Origin of the sequence: Neisseria sp. HMSC066H01, from assembly GCF_001837375.1 — a bacterium.
In the GTDB taxonomy this organism is placed as follows: Bacteria; Pseudomonadota; Gammaproteobacteria; order Burkholderiales; family Neisseriaceae; genus Neisseria.
Genome location: NZ_KV832193.1, coordinates 281,157 through 300,464, shown reverse-complemented (window position 1 = coordinate 300,464; position 19,308 = coordinate 281,157). Strand labels below are relative to the sequence as shown.

The following is a 19,308-nucleotide window of genomic DNA, read 5'->3' as shown; positions in this document are numbered from 1 at the left end:
CCGATACTCATTCCACGCGATTGAGATTGCATTAATTGTTTCTGTTGCTCTTCATATTCAGAGAGTTGTGCCGTTTGCTGGATTTGATTAAAACTCTTTTCCACGGGAATAGATGCAGATAGTCCTATATCCATAGAAGCAAGATTTAATGTAGGATTTCGGTTCCCGATTAGATACTGGTCGTTTTTTACACTAAATAAAGTAAGATCAGTTATATTTTTTGACTGAGCCAAGGCGGTAAGTGCCATAGCGGAATTTTGTAGTTTTCCCTCATCAATAGACAGGTTGTTTGTCTTATGATATGCCGTTAGGTGCGCCATTGCAGTATTGAAGAGCTTTTGGGTTTCAGGGGAAAGGAATTGCGGTTTGGATGAAGAAGCTGCCTGCGCGTATTGAGGCACATCTTCAATGTTTTTTATAGAAGGCAAAATATCATTAGTTTTACTTAGAATATTTTTCTGGCTCCAGCTTTGCTTCGGTAAAGGTCGTTCGATTGTTTTATTCAATGGGCTGTGAGGAATAGGATTAGAAATATCTTTTAACTCTTCAATATTTTGAGGAACACGAATAGCACCTTCATGGTCAACCAGCCCAGTAATATCATTACCATAAACTTGTTTATGATAAATATTTCCCTCTTTTAAAGCAGTATAAAGAAAATCTACACAGCTATTACTAAAAGCATTATAAACTGAAGAATTAAATCCATGTTTATCAGGATGTAATCCAAAATCTTTTAAAGCATCATATTGCTTTTTTGTAATTTCCATAGTGCGTTCAAGAACAGGGTTTTGATATATATTAAACTCATTATCCACGACCTTTCCTTTCCAAATAGGTGAAGAAATAGTAGGAGCAAACCCCCATCCCATCTTACTATTTCCATCACTTATTGAATAATATACATGCCCTACAGTTGACGTATCTTTTTTTCCATCCTTCAAAGTAGGCGTACCAGGTGCTGCAACATAAATCGTTAATGTATAACGATTTTCCATTTTTTACTCCTAAGATAAAAGTTAGTTGATTTCACGAAATATTTTTTTCAGCCAATATATCTGAAACATTGAGTTAATTATAATTGGAATTCCGCATAAAAAATATATTATTGATATTCCAATAAAGCAGGCATCTTCTTTTTGGAATACACATGTTGTAATCCATATAATTATAGATGGTATTAGAAAAGTTATTAAAAATACTACTTTTCTACCTATAGAATTATCTCTTATTTTAAATATTGAAACAAATATAGCCGTTATTATAGTTGGAATAAAAAACAAATATAGAAAATTTTCTCCAAGGCTAATTAGAAAGTCATGTAAAGCAAGCCGACTACTGGAGTCAAATTTTAATAAAACTGAAATAGATGCTGCCAATAAAAAAGACAATATGGCATTGAATAATACAAAATGCGTAATCACAGCTTTATACGGATATTTCTTTAAATAAAACATGCTTTTATCCTAATAATCAAAAATTTAACCAAATAAGCACTATAATATACTTCGATTTCGGATTGGTTCTTACTCAGTCTTAGTAGTCCTTTCTTTTAACAATGAAGTTACTTTCAAATATTGTTTCAATAGATTCCTCCCTATTTTATCTTGTTTTTGAGCGGCAAGCATCACGGGCGTGCCGTTGGCATACGGCAGCGCGGAAGTGATAAGGATTTTGCGTGTCATGGTTTGTGCTTTTAAAAACAATGAATAAAGATGTCGGGAATTATACCGCAAAACAATAGGCAAAGGCCGTCTGAAACCCGATTGCCGGTGTTTCAGACGGCCTTTTGAGACGTTATAGAAAGGTTTTGTTACCCGATACTCATTCCACGCGATTGAGATTGCGCTGTTTTAGAAATTCTGAGATGGTTGTCAATAAAAATGCTGTAAACCATAAATACAATCCTAATCCGTAAGTTGGTTTTTCATGCCCTCCCGCTTCATTCACAATTACTTCGTTTAAGGTAAATGTAAGTAGTGCCACAACCCATAATAAACCATGCAAAGTAAAGATAAGTTTTTTTGCTTGTGGTCGGATAAGAGATATGAATATTAAAATGAACCAAATATAATTTGCATAAACAGCAAAATATCCAATGTGGCCTAAACCAGGTCCAAATATTGTTCCAATAATGAGAACAAAGAATCCCTCATATTGTCCTTCTTTTCCGAAAGTAAATACATTTTGAAATAAGGAACAAATCCAAATGAAAATGGCAACAAAGAAACATAGTTTATGGCCATAATGGGTTATCCGTTTCTTTGTCGTGTGTGATGAACTGTTCATAATGAATATTGATTATATGGAAGATTAGTAGTGAATAATCATTAGGTTTACTACTGCTTTAATGATGCTTTTTGTATCAACCAGATTAATTTTGAGAAGATTGGACGGTAGGTTTTCTGAGTGGTTACTAATCGAAAAATCCTATTTCTTATCTTGTTACCTGCTTTTTATTTCACAAGTAGATAGGCCGTCTGAAAACAAGCATAGCGAGTTTGCTAGATTTTGTTTTCAGACGGCCTTTTATTTATCGGCTGCGTATGGGATTAACCGCGTACGCGTTCGATTTTTGCGCCTACGCCGCCGAGTTTTTTCTCGATGTATTCATAGCCGCGGTCGAGGTGGTAGATGCGTTCGACGATGGTTTCGCCTTCTGCGACCAAACCGGCCATGACGAGGCTGGCGGAGGCGCGCAGGTCGGTTGCCATCACGACGGCGCCGGAGAGTTTTTCCACGCCTTTGATGTAGGCGGTGTTGCCTTCGGTGGTGATGTCTGCGCCCATGCGGTTGAGTTCGGGAACGTGCATGAAGCGGTTTTCAAAAATGGTTTCCACCACGCGGCTGCTGCCTTCGGCAATGGCGTTCATGGCCATAAACTGCGCCTGCATGTCGGTTGGGAAGCCTGGGTGGACGACGGTGCGGATGTCCACGGCTTTGGGGCGTTGTTGCATGTCGATGGAAATCCAGTTGTCGCCTGCTTCGATGATGGCGCCTGCTTCGGTCAGTTTGTTTAACACAACTTCCATGGTTTTGGGGGCGGCATTGCGCAGGACGACTTTGCCTCCGGTCATGGCGACGGCGCAGAGGAAGGTACCGGCTTCGATACGGTCGGGAACGACGCTGTGTTCGCAGCCGTGCAGCTCTTTTACGCCTTCGATGGTCATGGTTGCTGTACCGATGCCGCTGATTTTTGCGCCCATTTTGACGAGGCATTCGGCCAAATCGACGACTTCGGGCTCGATGGCGCAGTTTTCGAGGATGGTGGTGCCTTCGGCGAGCGTGGCCGCCATCAGCAGGTTTTCAGTGCCGCCTACGGTCACGACATCCATGGTGACACGTGTGCCTTTCAGACGGCCTTTAGCTTTGACGTAACCGTGTTCGATGGTGATTTCCGCGCCCATGGTTTCGAGGCCTTTGAGGTGTTGGTCAACCGGGCGCGAACCGATGGCGCAGCCGCCAGGCAGGCTGACTTGGGCTTCGCCGAAGCGGGCGAGGGTCGGGCCCAAAACCAAGATGGATGCGCGCATGGTTTTCACCAGCTCGTAAGGTGCGCAGGTGTTGTTGACGGTGCCGCCGTTGATTTCAAATTCGGAGATGTTGTCGGTCAAAACGCGTGCACCCATGCCTTGCAGCAGTTTTTGGGTGGTTTTGACGTCGGCGAGCATGGGTACGTTTTTCAAGCGCAGGGTGCCGGAAGTCAGCAGGCCGGCACACATCAGCGGCAGGGCGGCGTTTTTCGCGCCGGATACGGTGATTTCTCCGTTGAGGGGGCCGTTGGCAGAGATTTTGAGTTTGTCCACAGGATGTCTTTCGTTATTTGTCTGTACGGCTTATGCCGCACAAATGAAATGAGATGGATAATAAACCATCAATTATAAGGGATTATGCCCTTGCTGTTAGATTTGGCAGTATTAAATTTTCACAAGGTTTGTTTACGTTGCGAAAGGATAAGATTTCAGGCCGTCTGAATGGTTCAGACGGCCTGTTTGCCAAGGCTTATTTTTTGGCTTTGAAGCCTAAGAGGTGTTGCGTGGTGGCCAGCCATGCGCCGAATACGCCCAGCGCGATGACGAAGCCGAATACCAGCGACACTTCGCTAAATGTGAAGAAACGCCAGCCGATGTTCAGACCGTAGGGTTTGAAAATCGCGTCCACCAGCGGCCGTACTTCGGCCAAAAGCCAAGCCGACAAGCCCAAGCTGACGGCGGCGGAGAAAATGCTCTGCCACATTGCCTGATAAAGGAAAGGACGGCGGATGAAGGAAGCGGGCGCACCCAAAAGCTTGGTGATTTCCAGCTCTTCCTTGCGGCTGAGGATTTGCAGGCGGATGGTGTTGTGTGCCACCAAGACAAAGGCCATGCCCAATGTCAGCGAGAGGAACCACAAAATCTTACGGATAAATTCGTTAATACGATAAAGGGTTTGTACCCATTCCGTATCCATGGTTGCCGATTCGACGCGCGGCAGTTTGGTAATGTCTTTATAGATGGCCTGCATCTGATCCGGCGAAGTGGCAGGGTCGGGCGTAACGATAAAGACGTCGGGCAACGGGTTGCCATCGAGCATGGAAACGAGGTTTTGGTCGAGATTGGTCTGCAATTCTTCCAAACCTTCCTGCTTGCTGATAAAGCGGACTTTATCGATACGGCTGTCGCGTTGGAGCAGGTTTTTCACCGTATCGGCATCAGAACTTGCCGCATCGGTGTCCATATAGACCGTAATCTGTGGCGACTCGTTGAGTTTGCCCAACACGCTTTGTCCGCTTTGGATACCCAAATACATAAACAGCGGCAAGGTCATGGCAACGGCAAGCATGAGCAGGGTCAGCAACGTGCCGATGGGTTGGCGCAGAAGCTCTTTGAGCGCGGCGCGCGCCGATTCGACGTGTAACGAGATGTAGTGAATCATGCTCATGCGAGGCGTCCTTTCTGCAGGCGCAAGACGCGGTGGCCGTAATCCGCCATCAGTGTTTCATCGTGCGCCGCAACGATCACGGTCGTGCCTGCTTCATGGAAGGTTTTAAACAATTCCATAATATCCAGCGCGTAGGCGCGGTCGAGGCTGGCGGACGGCTCGTCGGCAATCAGCAGGCTGGGTTGGTGAACCACTGCGCGCGCGATGCACAAACGCTGTTGTTCGCCACCGGACAAAGTGATGGGCATATCGTTTTCGCGGCCTTTCAAGCCGACTTTCTCAATCGCAATACGCGCGCGCTCTTCCGCTTTGCGCGGCTGGTAGCCGCCAATCCGCAAAGGCAGGATAACGTTTTGCAAGACATTGCGGTCATAGAGGATTTTGTGGTCTTGGAAGACAATGCCGATATGTTGGCGCATAAAGCCGATCTGATTGTCGCTCAAGGTGCCGAGGTCTTGGTTGTTGAACCAAACCTTGCCTTTGGTAGGCTTGGTAATGCCTGAAATCAGCTTCAAAATGGTGGATTTGCCCGAGCCCGAATGGCCGGCGATAAAAATCATCTCACCTTTGTTAATCTGGAAACTGACATTTTTCAGGGCTTCGAAACCGCCGGGATAGGTTTTGGAAACTTGTTCGAAACGGATCATGGGTTTTCCTGAAAATAGGGTTTCAGACGGCCGGCATCATCGATAGGGCAACATGCCGTCTGAAAAAATGGGGATATTCACAGATTATAAATATTTCGGCTGCTTTTTGATAGTGAAACCCCGGTTCTGCCGGCGGATACACTGCCGGTTTGCAACACAAAACAACATGGTTTGAAAAAAGGCCGTCTGAACGATTGGGTCTCAGACGGCCTTTTGAGTTTATCGGCGTATTCCCCCAAAAGTAGGAATACAAACAAAGATAAGCAATGTTTCTAATTGAATCCTTATTCAAAATAGGCAACAATACCCAGAATAATTTCGTAATATTAAGTGGGAATAAATATGGATCATTCCGTTCATAACAAGCTGGTTTCTTTTATCTGGAGCATTGCAGACGATTGTTTGCGCGATGTCTATGTGCGCGGTAAATATCGAGATGTGATCTTGCCGATGTTTGTACTTCGCCGTTTGGATACCTTGCTTGAGCCAAGCAAAGAAGCGGTATTGGAAGAAGTTCGCTTTCAAAAAGAAGAATTGGCATTCACCGAATTGGATGACCTTCCCCTTAAAAAAATTACCGGCCATGTTTTTTATAACACCTCAAAATGGACCTTGAAATCCCTCTACCAAACCGCCAGCAATACACCACAGTACATGCTGGCAAATTTCGAAGAATATCTCGATGGTTTCAGCGCCAACGTGCAGGAAATTATCAACTGCTTCAAACTGCGTGAACAAATCCGCCACATGTCCCATAAAAATGTTTTGCTGAGTGTATTGGAAAAATTTGTATCGCCCTATATCAATCTTACCCCTAAAGAGCAACAAGACCCGGATGGCAACAAATTACCTGCCTTAAGCAATCTTGGCATGGGCTATGTGTTTGAAGAACTGATCCGTAAATTTAACGAAGAAAACAACGAAGAAGCTGGCGAACACTTTACGCCACGCGAAGTAATTGAGCTGATGACGCATTTGGTCTTTGATCCGCTCAAAAACCAAATCCCGGCAATTATTACGATTTACGACCCGGCTTGCGGCAGCGGCGGTATGCTGACCGAATCACAAAATTTTATTGAACAAAAATATCCGCTGCCAGAATCGCAAGGCGAGCGCTCAATTTTCTTATTCGGTAAAGAAATCAACGACGAAACCTACGCCATCTGCAAATCCGACATGATGATTAAAGGTGACAACCCTGAAAACATCAAAGTCGGCTCTACCCTTGCCACTGACAGCTTCCAAGGCAATTACTTTGACTTCATGCTTTCCAATCCGCCATACGGCAAAAGCTGGAGCAGCGATCAAGCTTATATTAAAGACGGCAACGATGTTATCGACAGCCGATTTAAAGTCAGCTTGCCTGATTACTGGGGCAATGAAGAAACCCTCGATGCCACGCCACGCTCCAGCGATGGACAGCTGCTATTCCTAATGGAAATAGTCAGCAAAATGAAATCGCCGAATGACAACAAAATCGGCAGTCGAGTAGCCTCCGTACATAACGGCTCAAGCCTCTTTACCGGCGATGCAGGTTCGGGGGAAAGCAACATCCGTCGCCATATTATTGAGAACGATTTGCTGGAGGCCATCGTACAGCTGCCTAACAACCTGTTCTACAACACAGGCATTACCACCTATATCTGGTTGCTGTCCAACAACAAACCTGAAGCGCGCAAAGGCAAAGTACAGCTGATTGATGCCAGCCTCTTATTCCGTAAGTTGCGTAAAAACCTAGGCGACAAAAACTGCGAATTCGCGCCGGAGCATATTGCGGAGATTACTCAAAACTATCTTGATTTCAGCGCTAAAGCACGCGAAACCGACAGCCAAAATGAAGCGGTCGGCTTAGCTTCGCAGATTTTTGACAATCAAGATTTCGGCTATTACAAAGTCACCATCGAACGCCCAGACCGTCGTTCTGCACAATTTACCGTAGAAAATATTGCGTCTTTACGTTTTGACAAAGCCCTGTTTGAGCCGATGCAATATCTTTATCAGCAACATGGTGAACAGGTTTACAACGCCGAATTTTTAGCCAAAACCGAGCCAGAAATCAGCGCTTGGTGTGAAGCGCAGGGCATTGCCTTAAACAATAAAAATAAGGCTAAGCTGTTGGATGTCAAAACGTGGGAAAAAGCCGCCGCACTTTTTCAGACGGCCTCAACCTTACTCGAACATTTCGGTTCAACCCAATTTGACGATTTCAACCAATTCAAACAAGCCGTGGAAGGCCGTCTGAAAGCCGAAAAAATCCCGCTTTCTGCCACAGAGAAAAAGGCCATTTTCAATGCAGTGAGTTGGTACAACGAAAATGCCGCCAAAGTGATTGCCAAAACACTCAAGCTTAAACCAAACGAATTAGATGCCCTTTGCCAACGCTACCAATGCCAAGCCGACGAGCTGGCAGACTTTGGCTAATACGCCACCGGCAAAGCAGGCGAATATCTCCAATATGAAACAAGCAGCGACTTGCGCGACAGCGAATCCATACCGCTCAAACAAAATATCCACGATTATTTTAAAGCCGAAGTGCAACCGCACATCAGTGAAGCATGGCTGAATATGGAAAGCGTGAAAATCGGCTATGAAATCAGCTTTAATAAATACTTCTACCGCCACAAACCATTACGCAGCCTTGCAGAAGTAGCCCAAGATATTCTCACTTTGGAAAAACAGGCTGACGGCTTGATTAGTGAGATTTTGGGCATATAAGCTGCATTGGGTATATTCAAGCGGTCAGATTTTAAGGATTTTTTGCAAATGAGACGATACGAGAGTTACAAAGATTCAGGTGTGGAATGGCTGGGGGACGTGCCGAGTCATTGGGAAAGTTTCCCATTATTTGTACAGGCTAAAATTTCAAGTATTACTAACCATATAGATAAAGAACTACTTTCTGTTTATTTAGATAGGGGGGTTGTCAGATTTAGCGATGTTGATGAAAAGAGGACCAATGTTACAAGTTTTGATTTAAGTAAATATCAGCTCGTTAGAAAAGGAAACTTGGTTTTAAATAATCAACAAGCATGGCGTGGTTCAGTGGGGGTTTCCAGCTATGAAGGTATTGTTAGTCCAGCGTATTTAATACTTGAGTTATCTAATAAATTTGATCCACATTATGCGAATTATTTATTTAGAAATGGTTCTATGGTTTCGCATTATCTTATTGCATCTAAAGGTGTGGGAACAATTCAGAGAAATTTATATTGGGGAAATTTAAGAAGAGCGCCTATTTTTATTCCTCCTCTCTCCGAACAACAAAAAATCGCACAATTCCTAGACGACAAAACCGCTAAAATCGATCAGGCGGTGGATTTGACGGAAAAACAGATTGCCCTGCTGAAAGAGCATAAGCAGATTCTGATTCAAAATGCCGTAACCCGTGGCTTAAACCCTGATGTGCCGTTAAAAGATTCCGGTGTGGAATGGATAGGGAAAGTGCCGGAGCCTTGGGAAGTGAAGCAAATTAAATATTTAACAAAAATTTATCGTGGAAAGTTTGGACATAGACCAAGAAATGATCCTGCCCTATATGATGGGATATATCCATTTGTTCAAACAGGTGATGTTGCTAGAGCAAATAAATATATAACGAACTATACTCAAACTCTAAATGATAAAGGGATAAAAGTAAGTCAGTTATTTCCCCAAGGAGCATTACTGATGGCTATTGCTGCTAATATTGGTGATGTAGCAATTTTAGATTTTGAAGCTTATGCTCCCGATAGCATTGTTGGATTTACACCTAATAAAGAGATATCTCTAAAATTTCTCTATTACTGTTTCATTACATTAGCAGAGGAATTAAAAAGATCAGCAATTCAAAATACACAAGCAAATTTAAATATAGAAAGAATAGGGTCTATAAAATCTGTATATCCAAACATTGAAGAACAATGCCAAATTACCAATTATCTTGATATACAAATAGGCAAAATAGACCAAACGATAGAATTAAAAACAGCCCATATTGAAAAACTGAAAGAGTATAAAAGCGTGTTGATTAACGATGTGGTAACTGGCAAGGTGCGAGTATAGGGTGTGAAAAGTGCGGCCAAAAAATCCGATGGATTTTGAATATTGGCAGCGCAACTTGGGTGTAATAAATAAATTTTAAAACATTCACAAAAGGGTGAAAAATGGTCTCAGGAACTAAGGAAAAAGATTTAGAAATTGCCATCGAAAAAGCCTTAACCGGCACTTGGCGTGAAAACATGGAAAATAAGCTGGGCGAGCCGAAGGCGGAATACCTGCCGCGACATCATGGTTTTGAGCTGGCATTTTCACAGGATTTTGATGCGCAGTTTGCGATTGATACGCGCCTGTTTTGGCAATTCCTGCAAACCAGCCAAGAGGCAGAACTTGCCCGTTTTAAACAGCTCAATCCAAACGATTGGCAACGTAAAATTCTAGAGCGGTTAGACCGCCAGATAAAGAAAAACGGTGTCTTGCACCTGCTGAAAAAAGGCTTGGATATTGATAGCGCCCATTTTGATTTGCTCTACCCTGTTCCGCTTGCCAGCAGCGGCGAAAAGGTCAAGCAGCGTTTTGAACAGAATCTGTTTAGCTGTATGCGCCAAGTGCCTTATTCTGCCTCAAGCAATGAAACGGTGGATATGGTGCTGTTTGTTAATGGCTTGCCGATTATTACCCTTGAACTGAAAAACCATTGGACGGGTCAGACGGCCATTGATGCCCAAAAACAATATCGCAACCGAGATTTAAGCCAAACGCTGTTTCATTTCGGGCGTTGTTTGGCGCATTTTGCCTTAGATACGGAAGAAGCTTATATGACCACCAAATTGGCGGGGCCTGCTACGTTTTTCTTGCCGTTTAATTTGGGCAACAACTGCGGCAAGGGCAATCCGCCGAATCCAAACGGACACCGCACGTCGTATTTATGGCAAGAGGTATTCAGCAAAGCCAGCCTTGCCAATATTATTCAGCATTTTATGCGTTTAGATGGTTCAACCAAAGATCCGCTGGAGAAACGCTCGCTCTTTTTTCCCCGCTATCATCAATTAGAGGTGGTGCGCCGTTTGATTGCTGATGTCAGCGAACAAGGCGTGGGCAAACGCTATCTGATTCAACACTCTGCCGGCTCGGGCAAATCTAATTCCATTACTTGGTTGGCGTATCAGTTGATTGAGGCTTATCCGCGCAATGAAAAGGCGGCAAACGGTAGAGAGGCAGACCGCCCGATTTTTGATTCGGTGATTGTCGTTACCGACCGTCGTTTGCTAGATAAGCAACTGCGCGACAATATCAAAGATTTTTCAGAAGTTAAAAATATTGTTGCGCCGGCGTTGAGTTCGGCAGAATTGCGCCAATCGCTTGAGCAGGGCAAAAAAATCATTATTACCACGATTCAGAAATTCCCGTTTATTGTCGATGGCATTGCTGATTTGGGTGATAAACAATTTGCGGTGATTATTGATGAGGCGCACAGCTCACAATCCGGTTCGGCACACGACAATATGAACCGAGCCATCGGAAAAACGGAAGACCTTGATGCCGAAGATGTGCAAGATTTGATTTTACAAGCCATGCAATCCCGCAAAATGCGCGGCAATGCGTCGTATTTTGCTTTCACCGCCACACCGAAAAACAGCACTTTGGAAAAATTCGGCGAGAAACAGGCTGATGGTAAATTTAAGCCGTTCCACCTTTATTCCATGAAACAGGCGATTGAAGAAGGCTTTATTTTAGATGTGATCGCCAATTACACCACTTATAAAAGTTTTTATGAGATCACTAAATCGATTGAAGATAATCCGGAATTTGATAGTAAAAAGGCACAAAGCCGTCTGAAAGCTTATGTGGAGCGTTCTCAACAAACGATTGATACTAAAGCAGAGGTGATGCTGGATCATTTTATCCAGCAAATCTTTAACCGTAAAAAACTCAAAGGCAAAGCCAAGGGAATGGTGGTAACGCAAAATATTGAAACCGCCATTCGCTATTTTCAGGCGTTAAACCGATTGCTGGCTGAGCGAGGCAATCCATTTAAAATTGCGATTGCGTTTTCAGGCAGTAAAGTGGTTGATGGTGTGGAATACACCGAAGCGGAAATGAATGGGTTTGCAGAAAGCGATACTAAAGAGTATTTCGATCAAGATGAATATCGTTTGCTGGTGGTGGCCAATAAATATCTGACCGGTTTTGACCAGCCGAAATTGTGTGCGATGTATGTGGATAAGAAACTCTCCGGCGTACTTTGTGTGCAAGCTTTATCACGTTTAAATCGCAGTGCGAATAAGTTGGGTAAACGCACGGAAGATTTGTTTGTATTGGACTTTTTTAACAGCGTTGAAGATATTCAGCAAGCATTTGAGCCGTTTTATACTTCTACGTCGTTGTCGCAAGCAACTGATGTCAATGTCTTGCATGATTTGAAAGATCAGTTGGATGAAACTGGCGTGTATGAACAAGCGGAGGTCAACGACTTTACTGAAGGCTACTTTGCCAATAAAGACGCACAGCAATTAAGCAGTATCATTGATGTGGCGGTTCAACGTTTCGATCATGAGTTGGATCTTGAGCCAACCCAAAAAGTCGATTTTAAAATCAAGGCAAAGCAGTTTTTAAAAATTTACGGGCAAATGGCCTCCATCATCAATTTTGAAAATATTGCTTGGGAAAAGCTCTATTGGTTCCTCAAATTCTTAGTGCCCAAATTAAAAGTACAGGATCCGATGGATGAATTTGACGAAATTTTAGATGCAGTGGATTTAAGCTCTTACGGCTTGGCGCGCACCAAACTGAATTACAGCATTAAATTAGATGATGAAGAAACAGAGCTTGACCCACAAAATCCCAATCCACGCGGCACGCATGGTGAAGATAAAGAAAAAGATCCGATTGATGAAATTATTCGTGTATTTAACGAAAGATGGTTTCAAGATTGGAGCGCAACGCCGGATGAACAACGGGTAAAATTTATCAATATTACTGAGCGCATTCGTAGCCATAAAGACTTTGAGCAAAAATATCAAAACAACCCGGATGTTCATACCCGTGAATTAGCTTTCCAAGCCATTTTGCGCGATGTGATGAGCGAACGCCATCGGGATGAACTAGAGCTATACAAACTTTTTGCGAAAGATGCCGCATTTAGAACCGCTTGGACGCAGAGTTTGCAACGAGCTTTGGCTAGGTAGAAAAAAAGGCCGTCTGAACGATTGGGTTTCAGACGGCCTCGGTATCAGCGTAGGTTAAGCACCCTATCCGCTGTTTTATTTACATTTGGTTTTGGCCAAATTCACAGCAGCAGTCAGGCTTTTTTCGTTGACTTCGCCGGTGATGGTTTGTTTGTAGCCGCATTTCGGCGCTTCAACGACAGTGAAAGGCAATACGCCGACGTTGTTGCCGTGGGCTTTCATGAAGTTGCGGCTGTTGGCGCCGGTGTAACGCCAAATCGGATAACTGACCGGTGTTTGTTTCAGGAACTTGCCAATGTTGTCAGTGGTATCCAGCGCGATGCCGACCATATCGACGCTGCCTTTTTTCTGCGCTTTGTACCATGCGGACATGGCGGGCATTTCTTTACGGCAGGGGCCGCACCAGGTTGCCCACAGGTTGACCACGCGCACGGGGGCTTTGAGCGATTCCAGGCTTTGCGGTTTGTTGTCCTGCCAACCAGCTGTTTCATCGGCGGCAAAGGCCGGTACAGCGGTAAAAACGGTGGCGGACAAGAGAAGGGCGGTTAAGGCTTTCATGGTTGTATCCTTGAGGTTGCCAATCGAAATTGTGTTTATTGTAAAACGGTTTGGTGGGTATGCCTACCGATTCGTATCAAGATATCAAGTAAAAAGTTTGAGTAAAAATCAGTTGCAGACGATAATAACCGCCATCATTGAATGATTTTGCAATAATACGGAGACTTTCATGCCGTCTGAATTCACACTTTATCACAACCCGCGTTGCAGCAAATCGCGTGCCGCGCTGGCTTTGCTCGAAGAAAAAGGCGTTGCCGCCGACGTGGTCAAATATCTGGATACCGCGCCTGATTTGGCGACTTTGCAGGATATGTTTGCCAAACTCGGCATCGAATCGGTGCGCGGCATGATGCGCACGAAAGACGATTTGTACAAAGAATTGGGTTTGGACAATCCCGATTTGGACAATGCCGCCCTGCTTCAGGCAATCGCCGAACACCCTGCCCTGCTTGAGCGCCCCGTTTTGGTAACGCCTACGCGTGCAGCCATCGGCCGTCCGTTGGAAAACATTGCCGCCCTACTCGGCTGATAGGGTTGGATAAGGCCGTCTGAAGATGATTTCCCTGCTTAAAAGCCGCAATGGCCTGCGATATTACCTGTTTCGCGGCCTTGCTTTGAGCGTTTTGCTGGTGTGCGGTATTTTTTTGAGCGGCACATGGCAGATTTACCGGACAGGTTCGCACACCTTGCCGAAGGACGTTCATGCCGATGCGGCGGTGGTATTGGGTGCGGCAGCGTGGGACAAACGCCCGTCGCCGGTATTCCGTGAGCGCATCAACCACGCCATCACGCTCTACCAAAGCCATCGTGTCGGCAAAATCATTTTCACCGGCGGCACGCCCAAAAAAGGATTTATGACCGAAGCCGAAGTGGGGCGCCGATACGCGCTCAAGCAGGGCATACCGGCGCACAATATCCTGTTTGAAAACACATCGCGCAACACTTACGAAAACCTGCGCAATATCGTCCCCATCATGCACGCCAACGGCATCGGTAGCATTATCGTTGTCAGCGACCCGTATCATTTGGCGCGCGCCGAAGAAATGGCCGCCGATTTGGGCTTGTCAGACGCACAGTTCTCCGCCACCCCGACCACGCGCTTTGACGAGCGCAACAAGAAAGCCAAGTTCCTGATGCAGGAGAGCTATTCTTTGTTTCTCTACCGTATCGGCAAATGGAGCGATGCAGTTTGGAATTGGATAGGTGCTTGAGCTTTCGGTAATCCATGTAAAAGGCCGTCTGAAGCCTTTTAGGTTTCAGACGGCCTAAATGTATTCTTACTTATTGATATTGATTTGCAGCTACACTGCCAAAAAAGACTACAGCCAGTACCAGATAAATTACCATTACGATGGCAAACAGAATCAAGGTAGCCTTGAAATAATTAGCTTTATTTGGATTGGTGTTTGAGCCGAATGCCCATACAAGCATCATAACTATATTGACCAGCGGAATCATCATAATCAAGTTTGTTATCAACCATTCTTTGACGCTTACAATTGGAGCCTGTTGATGGCCGATTTGGTTTTGTCCGTTCATTATGTACTCAGTAATTTTGTTGAAAGAACAGTAATTATACTCATTAAATCTTTATCGGCATAGCATGCTCAGGCCGTCTGAATCTTCAGACGGCCTGAGCCTATGATTTTTGCAGCCGCTATTTCAATCGGATGTAAAACGTACCGTCCGGCACGACGGGCAGGTATTTGCGGTAGAAGTCCAGATAGGTCTTGTTTGGGTCTATGTCGGCAAACTGCTGCGGATACAGGGTTTTGGCGATAAATTGCGCGCTGGCCAAATCGGTGAGCGAGCGGGAGGCGGTGTGGTAGATGCCGTAAACGCGTTTGTTTTTGACGGCAGGAATGTCTGCCCAGCCTTTGCGTTTGACAAATCCGGCCAGTCGGCGTTGCGCATCGGCCTGGCTGATGCCTATGCCCATCGCCATAATGTCAGGCTTGTCTTTATGGCCGTTTTCCGTCCCCGAAATGACGATGACGTCGGGTTTGGCCGTCAGGAATTTTTCAGGGTTTACCGGTCCCCAGTTTTTAACGTAAGGCGCGGCGATATTGTTGCCGCCTGCTGTGTCGGCAATCGCGCCCCACATATCTTTGCCGAAGGTGTAGCTGTATTCGGACGGGCCTTTGTCGCCGAACTCGATATAGATTTTCGGTTTGGACTGCTTGGCGCGTGCGACGCGTTTTTGGATGTCGGCAATGCCTCGGGCGTATTCGGCGGCAATTTTTTGGGCGCGCGCCTGCGTACCGTTGAGTTCGCCGAAAATTTCCGCACTGCGCGTGTGCCGCGCGACGGTTTCGGCGTTGAAATCGACCACGACGACGGGTATGCCTGCCGCTTTAATGCGCGGCAGATGGGTGGCGACGGCCTTATACTGCCAGTCGGCCAGAATCAATACGTCCGGCTTGAGCGCGAGCGTTTTCTCCAGTGAAAACGTGCCGGTGTTGATGTTGCCGATGTCGGCAATGTTTTGCAGCGTAGGCAGCTTCTGTTTGAACATCGCCCAGCTGCCGGGATTGAATTTCTCCCAAAACTCACGCGAAATGCCGATGACGTTTTTAAATTTGTCCGCGCCCGTTACCGCGATATAGTCGGGATAGTAAAACGCCAAAACCGCGCGTTTGACAGGGACATCGACTTTGACTTCGCGTCCCAATACGTCTTTGATAGTTTTGATTTCGGCTTGGGCAAAAAGGGGCAGGAGGGCGAGGGCGGCAAATAAAGCGCGTTTGTTCATGAGCGGATACTTTCAAAGAAATGATTATCATTTGTTTTGTTTTCAGGAGAAAAGTTCCCAGACGGTCCTTCTGCGCCGACATTATTTTCAGACGGCCTTACATTGTTTAAACCTTGCCGAAAAAGTAAAATAACCATTTTAAAAGATTTTGGAGCCATCATGACCGTCAAAACCCGTTTCGCCCCCAGCCCCACCGGCTACCTGCACATCGGCGGCGTACGCACCGCCCTGTTCTCATGGGCGTTTGCCCGCCATCATAAAGGCGATTTCCTATTGCGTATCGAAGACACCGACTTGGCGCGCTCTACTGCCGAATCCGTCAACATCATCCTCGACGGCATGAAATGGGTCGGCCTGGACTACGACAATGCCGACAACGTCGTTTACCAAACCCGCCGTTTCGACCGCTATAAAGAAGTCATTGCCGAACTTTTAGAAAAAGGCCATGCCTATTACTGCTATTGCAGCAAAGAAGAGCTGGAAGCCATGCGCGAGAAAGCCGAAAAAGAAGGCACGGCGACTTACGACCGCCGTTGGCGTCCGGAAGAAGGCAAAACTCTGCCCGAAATCCCTGCCGACGTGCAACCCGTCGTCCGTTTCAAAACGCCTTTGGACGGCGTCACCAAATGGACGGACTTGGTCAAAGGCGAAATCTCCATTCCCAACGAAGCGCTCGACGACCTGATTATCGCCCGCGCCGACGGCACACCGACCTACAACTTCTGCGTTGTCGTGGATGACTACGACATGGGTGTTACCCACGTTATCCGCGGCGACGACCATGTGAACAACACCCCGAAACAAATCAACATCTTAAAAGCCATTGGCGCCACCCTGCCCGAATACGGCCACCTGCCCATGATTCTTAACGAACAAGGCAAAAAAATCTCCAAACGCAGCGGCGATACCGTTGCCATTACCGACTTCGGCGCAATGGGCATCCTGCCCGAAGCCATGCTCAACTATCTGGCGCGTTTGGGCTGGGCGCACGGCGACGACGAATTCTTCACGATGGAACAATTCATCGAATGGTTTGATTTGAAAGACGTTTCCCTGTCTCCAAGCCGCATGGACTTGAAGAAACTCTACTGGATTAACGGCGAACACATCAAAATCACGCCTAACGACAAACTGGCCGAAATGGTAAAACCCCGCCTCGCCCTGCGCGATATCCATGAAACCAGCAAGCCCGCTTTGGAAGACGTGTTGGCATTGGTCAAAGACCGCGCCCAAGACCTGAACACGCTTGCCGACGAGTGCCTCTACTTCTACGTCAAACAAACCCCTGCCGAAGCAGATGTGCAGAAACACTGGGACGATGAAGCCGCCGCCCGTATGCTGCGCTTTGCCGAACGCCTTGAGGGTTTGGAAGACTGGACCGCCGAAGCCATCCACGACCTCTTCAAACCTTTCTGCGACGAAGAAGGCATCAAAATGGGCAAACTCGGTATGCCCCTGCGCCTCGCTGTCTGCGGTACGGCAAAAACCCCAAGCGTCGATGCCGTATTGGCATTAATCGGCAAAGAAGAAGTGTTGAAACGGATCCGTTCGTAAGGCATGAATGATAAAAGGCCGTCTGAAAGTTTTTCAGACGGCCTTTTGAGTTGTTCAGATTTAGTCTTCAGACTATAATCATTACGTCTTTATAAGGGTATGATTATGAAAAAAATTTCTTTTAAAGTTATTCTAGTACTCATATTTATATTAATAGTGTTTATTTGTCTATTTTTTAGATTTTTAAATGGAAATAATAACTTATTTCCATTAATTCAAGGAAAAAATAGTATCCCTTTAATCGAGATTTTTAATGGGTATGATGAAGTTTGTATTCAAGAACCTTATGTATTGGAAACTGATTTTGAGAATAAATTAGGACAAGATTTATTTTTTTACAAAATGGCCGAAGATAAAACAATATTTTGGGGTAAAAAAAATGGAAAATTTGAGAAGGTTTATTACATTGAATCGTGGCCTATGAACAAACAACCCGAAGTTTGTTATCCTGTAAATGAAAATATTTGTTTACAGGCAGAAATATCAAATAATTCAAGTTTTTCTAACTTTAATTTAGGGAAGTGTGAAAATGAGTGATTACTATTTTAGTCTTAGTACTGTTAAGGCGTATGTAGCTGGTACTTTTGTGTCGCATGCAGTAAAAAAGGCTAATGAATATGGTGGCTTTGCAGGGGAAGATGATATAGACCCACATAATAATAGCTATGATGCATATAGACATGCTCTTTTAAGTGCAGTTATGACTCAAAATATTCAAGAAGTAGCTGAAGGTATATTAATATCTGATTCTGGTATTGCTTACCCTGTATCTCAGGATCAATTTCATGAATTATCCAAGGTAATAGGACGTGATCAAGCTAAAGCAATACTTGATGATCATGAAGATATTTCTAAAAAGCCTGCTAACATGAGTATGGAGGATTGGCGAAAAGAAGTTAACATGGATAAATGGAATAACGCCGTTGGACAAAAGGAATATTTCAAATGGGAACAAGCAATAATCAAAGGAGAAACTAAAGATCCATTGGAAAAATGGATCTATGATGCAGTAAAAAGAGGAGAGACAATAAATAATTTGGATGATAATCGCGTTTTTACTGAGGAAATGAAATTATCATTTAAAAATGAGAAAGAACAGCTACTACAATATTCACAGTCCTTTTTTGTATCCAAACTACAATCCCTTGCTCCTGAAACCCAAAATCTTTTCAATGCAGTAAAAGGACATCTAACCGAATACCATGAGAAAAATGGGATACCGATTGAGGAAGCAAAACTGCAAAATTCCGCAATGGCTCTTACTGCGTTGGGTTATTCCAAAAAAATGACAGATGTCACGCTGTTTAATGTAAAAGACGGACAGTATCTGATTGGTGAGCGTAATCCCGTATTGAATCGAGTATCTATGGATATGCAGACAGCAGCCTATATTCCGATAGAAGAAAGCCTTGCAAAGGTTCAAGAAGCGACGCAGCGTTTTGAGTATGAAGAACAACAAAGACAGTATGCTCAGTCACAAGCACAGGGGATGAGTCGTTCTTAAAACGTAATTGAAGGGAAGGCCGTCTGAAATGTTTCAGACGGCCTTTTCTAATAAAACCAGAAAATAATGGAATCAGGCGGAGAATATGAGAAAATAATGCCTGCCTCTCGAAACAGATGATTGGATTAACTTTTATCAGCAGCCTAAATGTCCGGATTGGATAAAATAAGCCATTAAGAACAAAGACCAATAAGCCTATTATGTAAACTT

17 protein-coding genes and 1 pseudogene are annotated in these 19,308 nt (G+C 44.8%); 9 read left to right on the top strand and 9 right to left on the bottom strand.

Annotated features, from left to right (window positions below; translation table 11 throughout):
* The 6 genes and pseudogenes from HMPREF2551_RS10705 to ftsE form a co-directional block, all read right to left on the bottom strand.
* Positions 1-998 (bottom strand): annotated as a pseudogene (locus tag HMPREF2551_RS10705) (hypothetical protein); the annotation flags it as partial.
* Positions 999-1,526: 528 nt separating this feature from the next.
* A complete protein-coding gene (locus HMPREF2551_RS10585; protein WP_168167197.1) occupies positions 1,527-1,685 on the bottom strand; it encodes a hypothetical protein in 159 nt (52 codons plus the stop codon).
* 139 nt (positions 1,686-1,824) lie between these two features.
* Positions 1,825-2,289, bottom strand: coding sequence for a protein-(glutamine-N5) methyltransferase (locus HMPREF2551_RS10245; protein WP_083323105.1), 465 nt, complete (start codon positions 2,287-2,289; stop codon positions 1,825-1,827).
* Between the two features lie 263 nt (positions 2,290-2,552).
* Complete coding sequence (gene murA, locus HMPREF2551_RS03795) at positions 2,553-3,806, bottom strand: UDP-N-acetylglucosamine 1-carboxyvinyltransferase (protein WP_003747808.1); 1,254 nt, start codon at positions 3,804-3,806, stop codon at positions 2,553-2,555.
* A 196-nt stretch (positions 3,807-4,002) separates the two neighbouring features.
* The gene (gene ftsX / locus HMPREF2551_RS03790; RefSeq protein ID WP_003747810.1) at positions 4,003-4,920 is read right to left on the bottom strand and encodes a permease-like cell division protein FtsX; all 918 of its coding nucleotides are present in this window, start codon (positions 4,918-4,920) and stop codon (positions 4,003-4,005) included.
* Positions 4,917-5,567 carry a cell division ATP-binding protein FtsE gene (gene ftsE, locus HMPREF2551_RS03785; RefSeq protein ID WP_004519169.1) on the bottom strand — a complete coding sequence of 217 codons (651 nt, stop codon included), beginning with the start codon at positions 5,565-5,567 and terminating at the stop codon, positions 4,917-4,919. Before ftsE ends, ftsX begins: the two co-directional genes overlap by 4 nt.
* Positions 5,568-5,909: 342 nt before the next feature.
* Here ftsE and HMPREF2551_RS03780 point away from each other — a divergent pair, with 342 nt between their 5' ends.
* From HMPREF2551_RS03780 to HMPREF2551_RS03770, 4 genes are all read left to right on the top strand, one after another.
* A complete protein-coding gene (locus HMPREF2551_RS03780) occupies positions 5,910-7,988 on the top strand; it encodes a type I restriction-modification system subunit M (RefSeq protein ID WP_283122408.1) in 2,079 nt (692 codons plus the stop codon).
* 51 nt (positions 7,989-8,039) lie between these two features.
* A complete protein-coding gene (locus tag HMPREF2551_RS10700) occupies positions 8,040-8,282 on the top strand; it encodes a hypothetical protein (protein ID WP_283122407.1) in 243 nt (80 codons plus the stop codon).
* A gap of 81 nt (positions 8,283-8,363) precedes the next feature.
* Positions 8,364-9,608, top strand: coding sequence for a restriction endonuclease subunit S (locus HMPREF2551_RS03775; protein WP_210400278.1), 1,245 nt, complete (start codon positions 8,364-8,366; stop codon positions 9,606-9,608).
* A 101-nt stretch (positions 9,609-9,709) separates the two neighbouring features.
* On the top strand, positions 9,710-12,730 hold the full coding sequence (locus HMPREF2551_RS03770) for a type I restriction endonuclease subunit R (RefSeq protein WP_070837245.1): 3,021 nt from the start codon (positions 9,710-9,712) through the stop codon (positions 12,728-12,730).
* Positions 12,731-12,805: 75 nt separating this feature from the next.
* On the opposite strand, the gene HMPREF2551_RS03765 is transcribed toward HMPREF2551_RS03770, so the two are convergent.
* Positions 12,806-13,288 (bottom strand): TlpA disulfide reductase family protein, encoded by a 483-nt coding sequence (locus HMPREF2551_RS03765; RefSeq protein ID WP_070837242.1) that lies wholly within the window; start codon positions 13,286-13,288, stop codon positions 12,806-12,808.
* 169 nt (positions 13,289-13,457) lie between these two features.
* Between HMPREF2551_RS03765 and arsC the strand changes: the two genes are divergently transcribed.
* Together arsC and HMPREF2551_RS03755 are read left to right on the top strand one after the other, a co-directional pair.
* Positions 13,458-13,817 carry an arsenate reductase (glutaredoxin) gene (gene arsC, locus HMPREF2551_RS03760; RefSeq protein WP_004519164.1) on the top strand — a complete coding sequence of 120 codons (360 nt, stop codon included), beginning with the start codon at positions 13,458-13,460 and terminating at the stop codon, positions 13,815-13,817.
* Positions 13,818-13,842: 25 nt separating this feature from the next.
* Positions 13,843-14,499, top strand: a complete 657-nt coding sequence (locus tag HMPREF2551_RS03755) for a YdcF family protein (protein ID WP_070837240.1) — start codon at positions 13,843-13,845, stop codon at positions 14,497-14,499.
* A 70-nt stretch (positions 14,500-14,569) separates the two neighbouring features.
* Here HMPREF2551_RS03755 and HMPREF2551_RS03750 read toward each other — a convergent pair whose 3' ends face one another.
* Both HMPREF2551_RS03750 and HMPREF2551_RS03745 read right to left on the bottom strand, forming a co-directional pair.
* Positions 14,570-14,827, bottom strand: coding sequence for a hypothetical protein (locus HMPREF2551_RS03750; protein WP_070837238.1), 258 nt, complete (start codon positions 14,825-14,827; stop codon positions 14,570-14,572).
* 118 nt (positions 14,828-14,945) lie between these two features.
* The gene (locus HMPREF2551_RS03745; RefSeq protein ID WP_070837236.1) at positions 14,946-16,040 is read right to left on the bottom strand and encodes an ABC transporter substrate-binding protein; all 1,095 of its coding nucleotides are present in this window, start codon (positions 16,038-16,040) and stop codon (positions 14,946-14,948) included.
* Positions 16,041-16,199: 159 nt separating this feature from the next.
* Between HMPREF2551_RS03745 and gltX the strand changes: the two genes are divergently transcribed.
* From gltX to HMPREF2551_RS03730, 3 genes are all read left to right on the top strand, one after another.
* Positions 16,200-17,594, top strand: a complete 1,395-nt coding sequence (gene gltX / locus HMPREF2551_RS03740) for a glutamate--tRNA ligase (RefSeq protein ID WP_070837234.1) — start codon at positions 16,200-16,202, stop codon at positions 17,592-17,594.
* A 105-nt stretch (positions 17,595-17,699) separates the two neighbouring features.
* Entirely contained in the window at positions 17,700-18,131 is a 432-nt protein-coding gene (locus HMPREF2551_RS10695; protein WP_283122406.1) for a hypothetical protein, read from the top strand.
* A complete protein-coding gene (locus tag HMPREF2551_RS03730; protein WP_070837232.1) occupies positions 18,124-19,098 on the top strand; it encodes a hypothetical protein in 975 nt (324 codons plus the stop codon). The genes HMPREF2551_RS10695 and HMPREF2551_RS03730 overlap by 8 nt, the downstream gene beginning before the upstream one ends.
* Positions 19,099-19,308 lie beyond the last annotated feature (210 nt).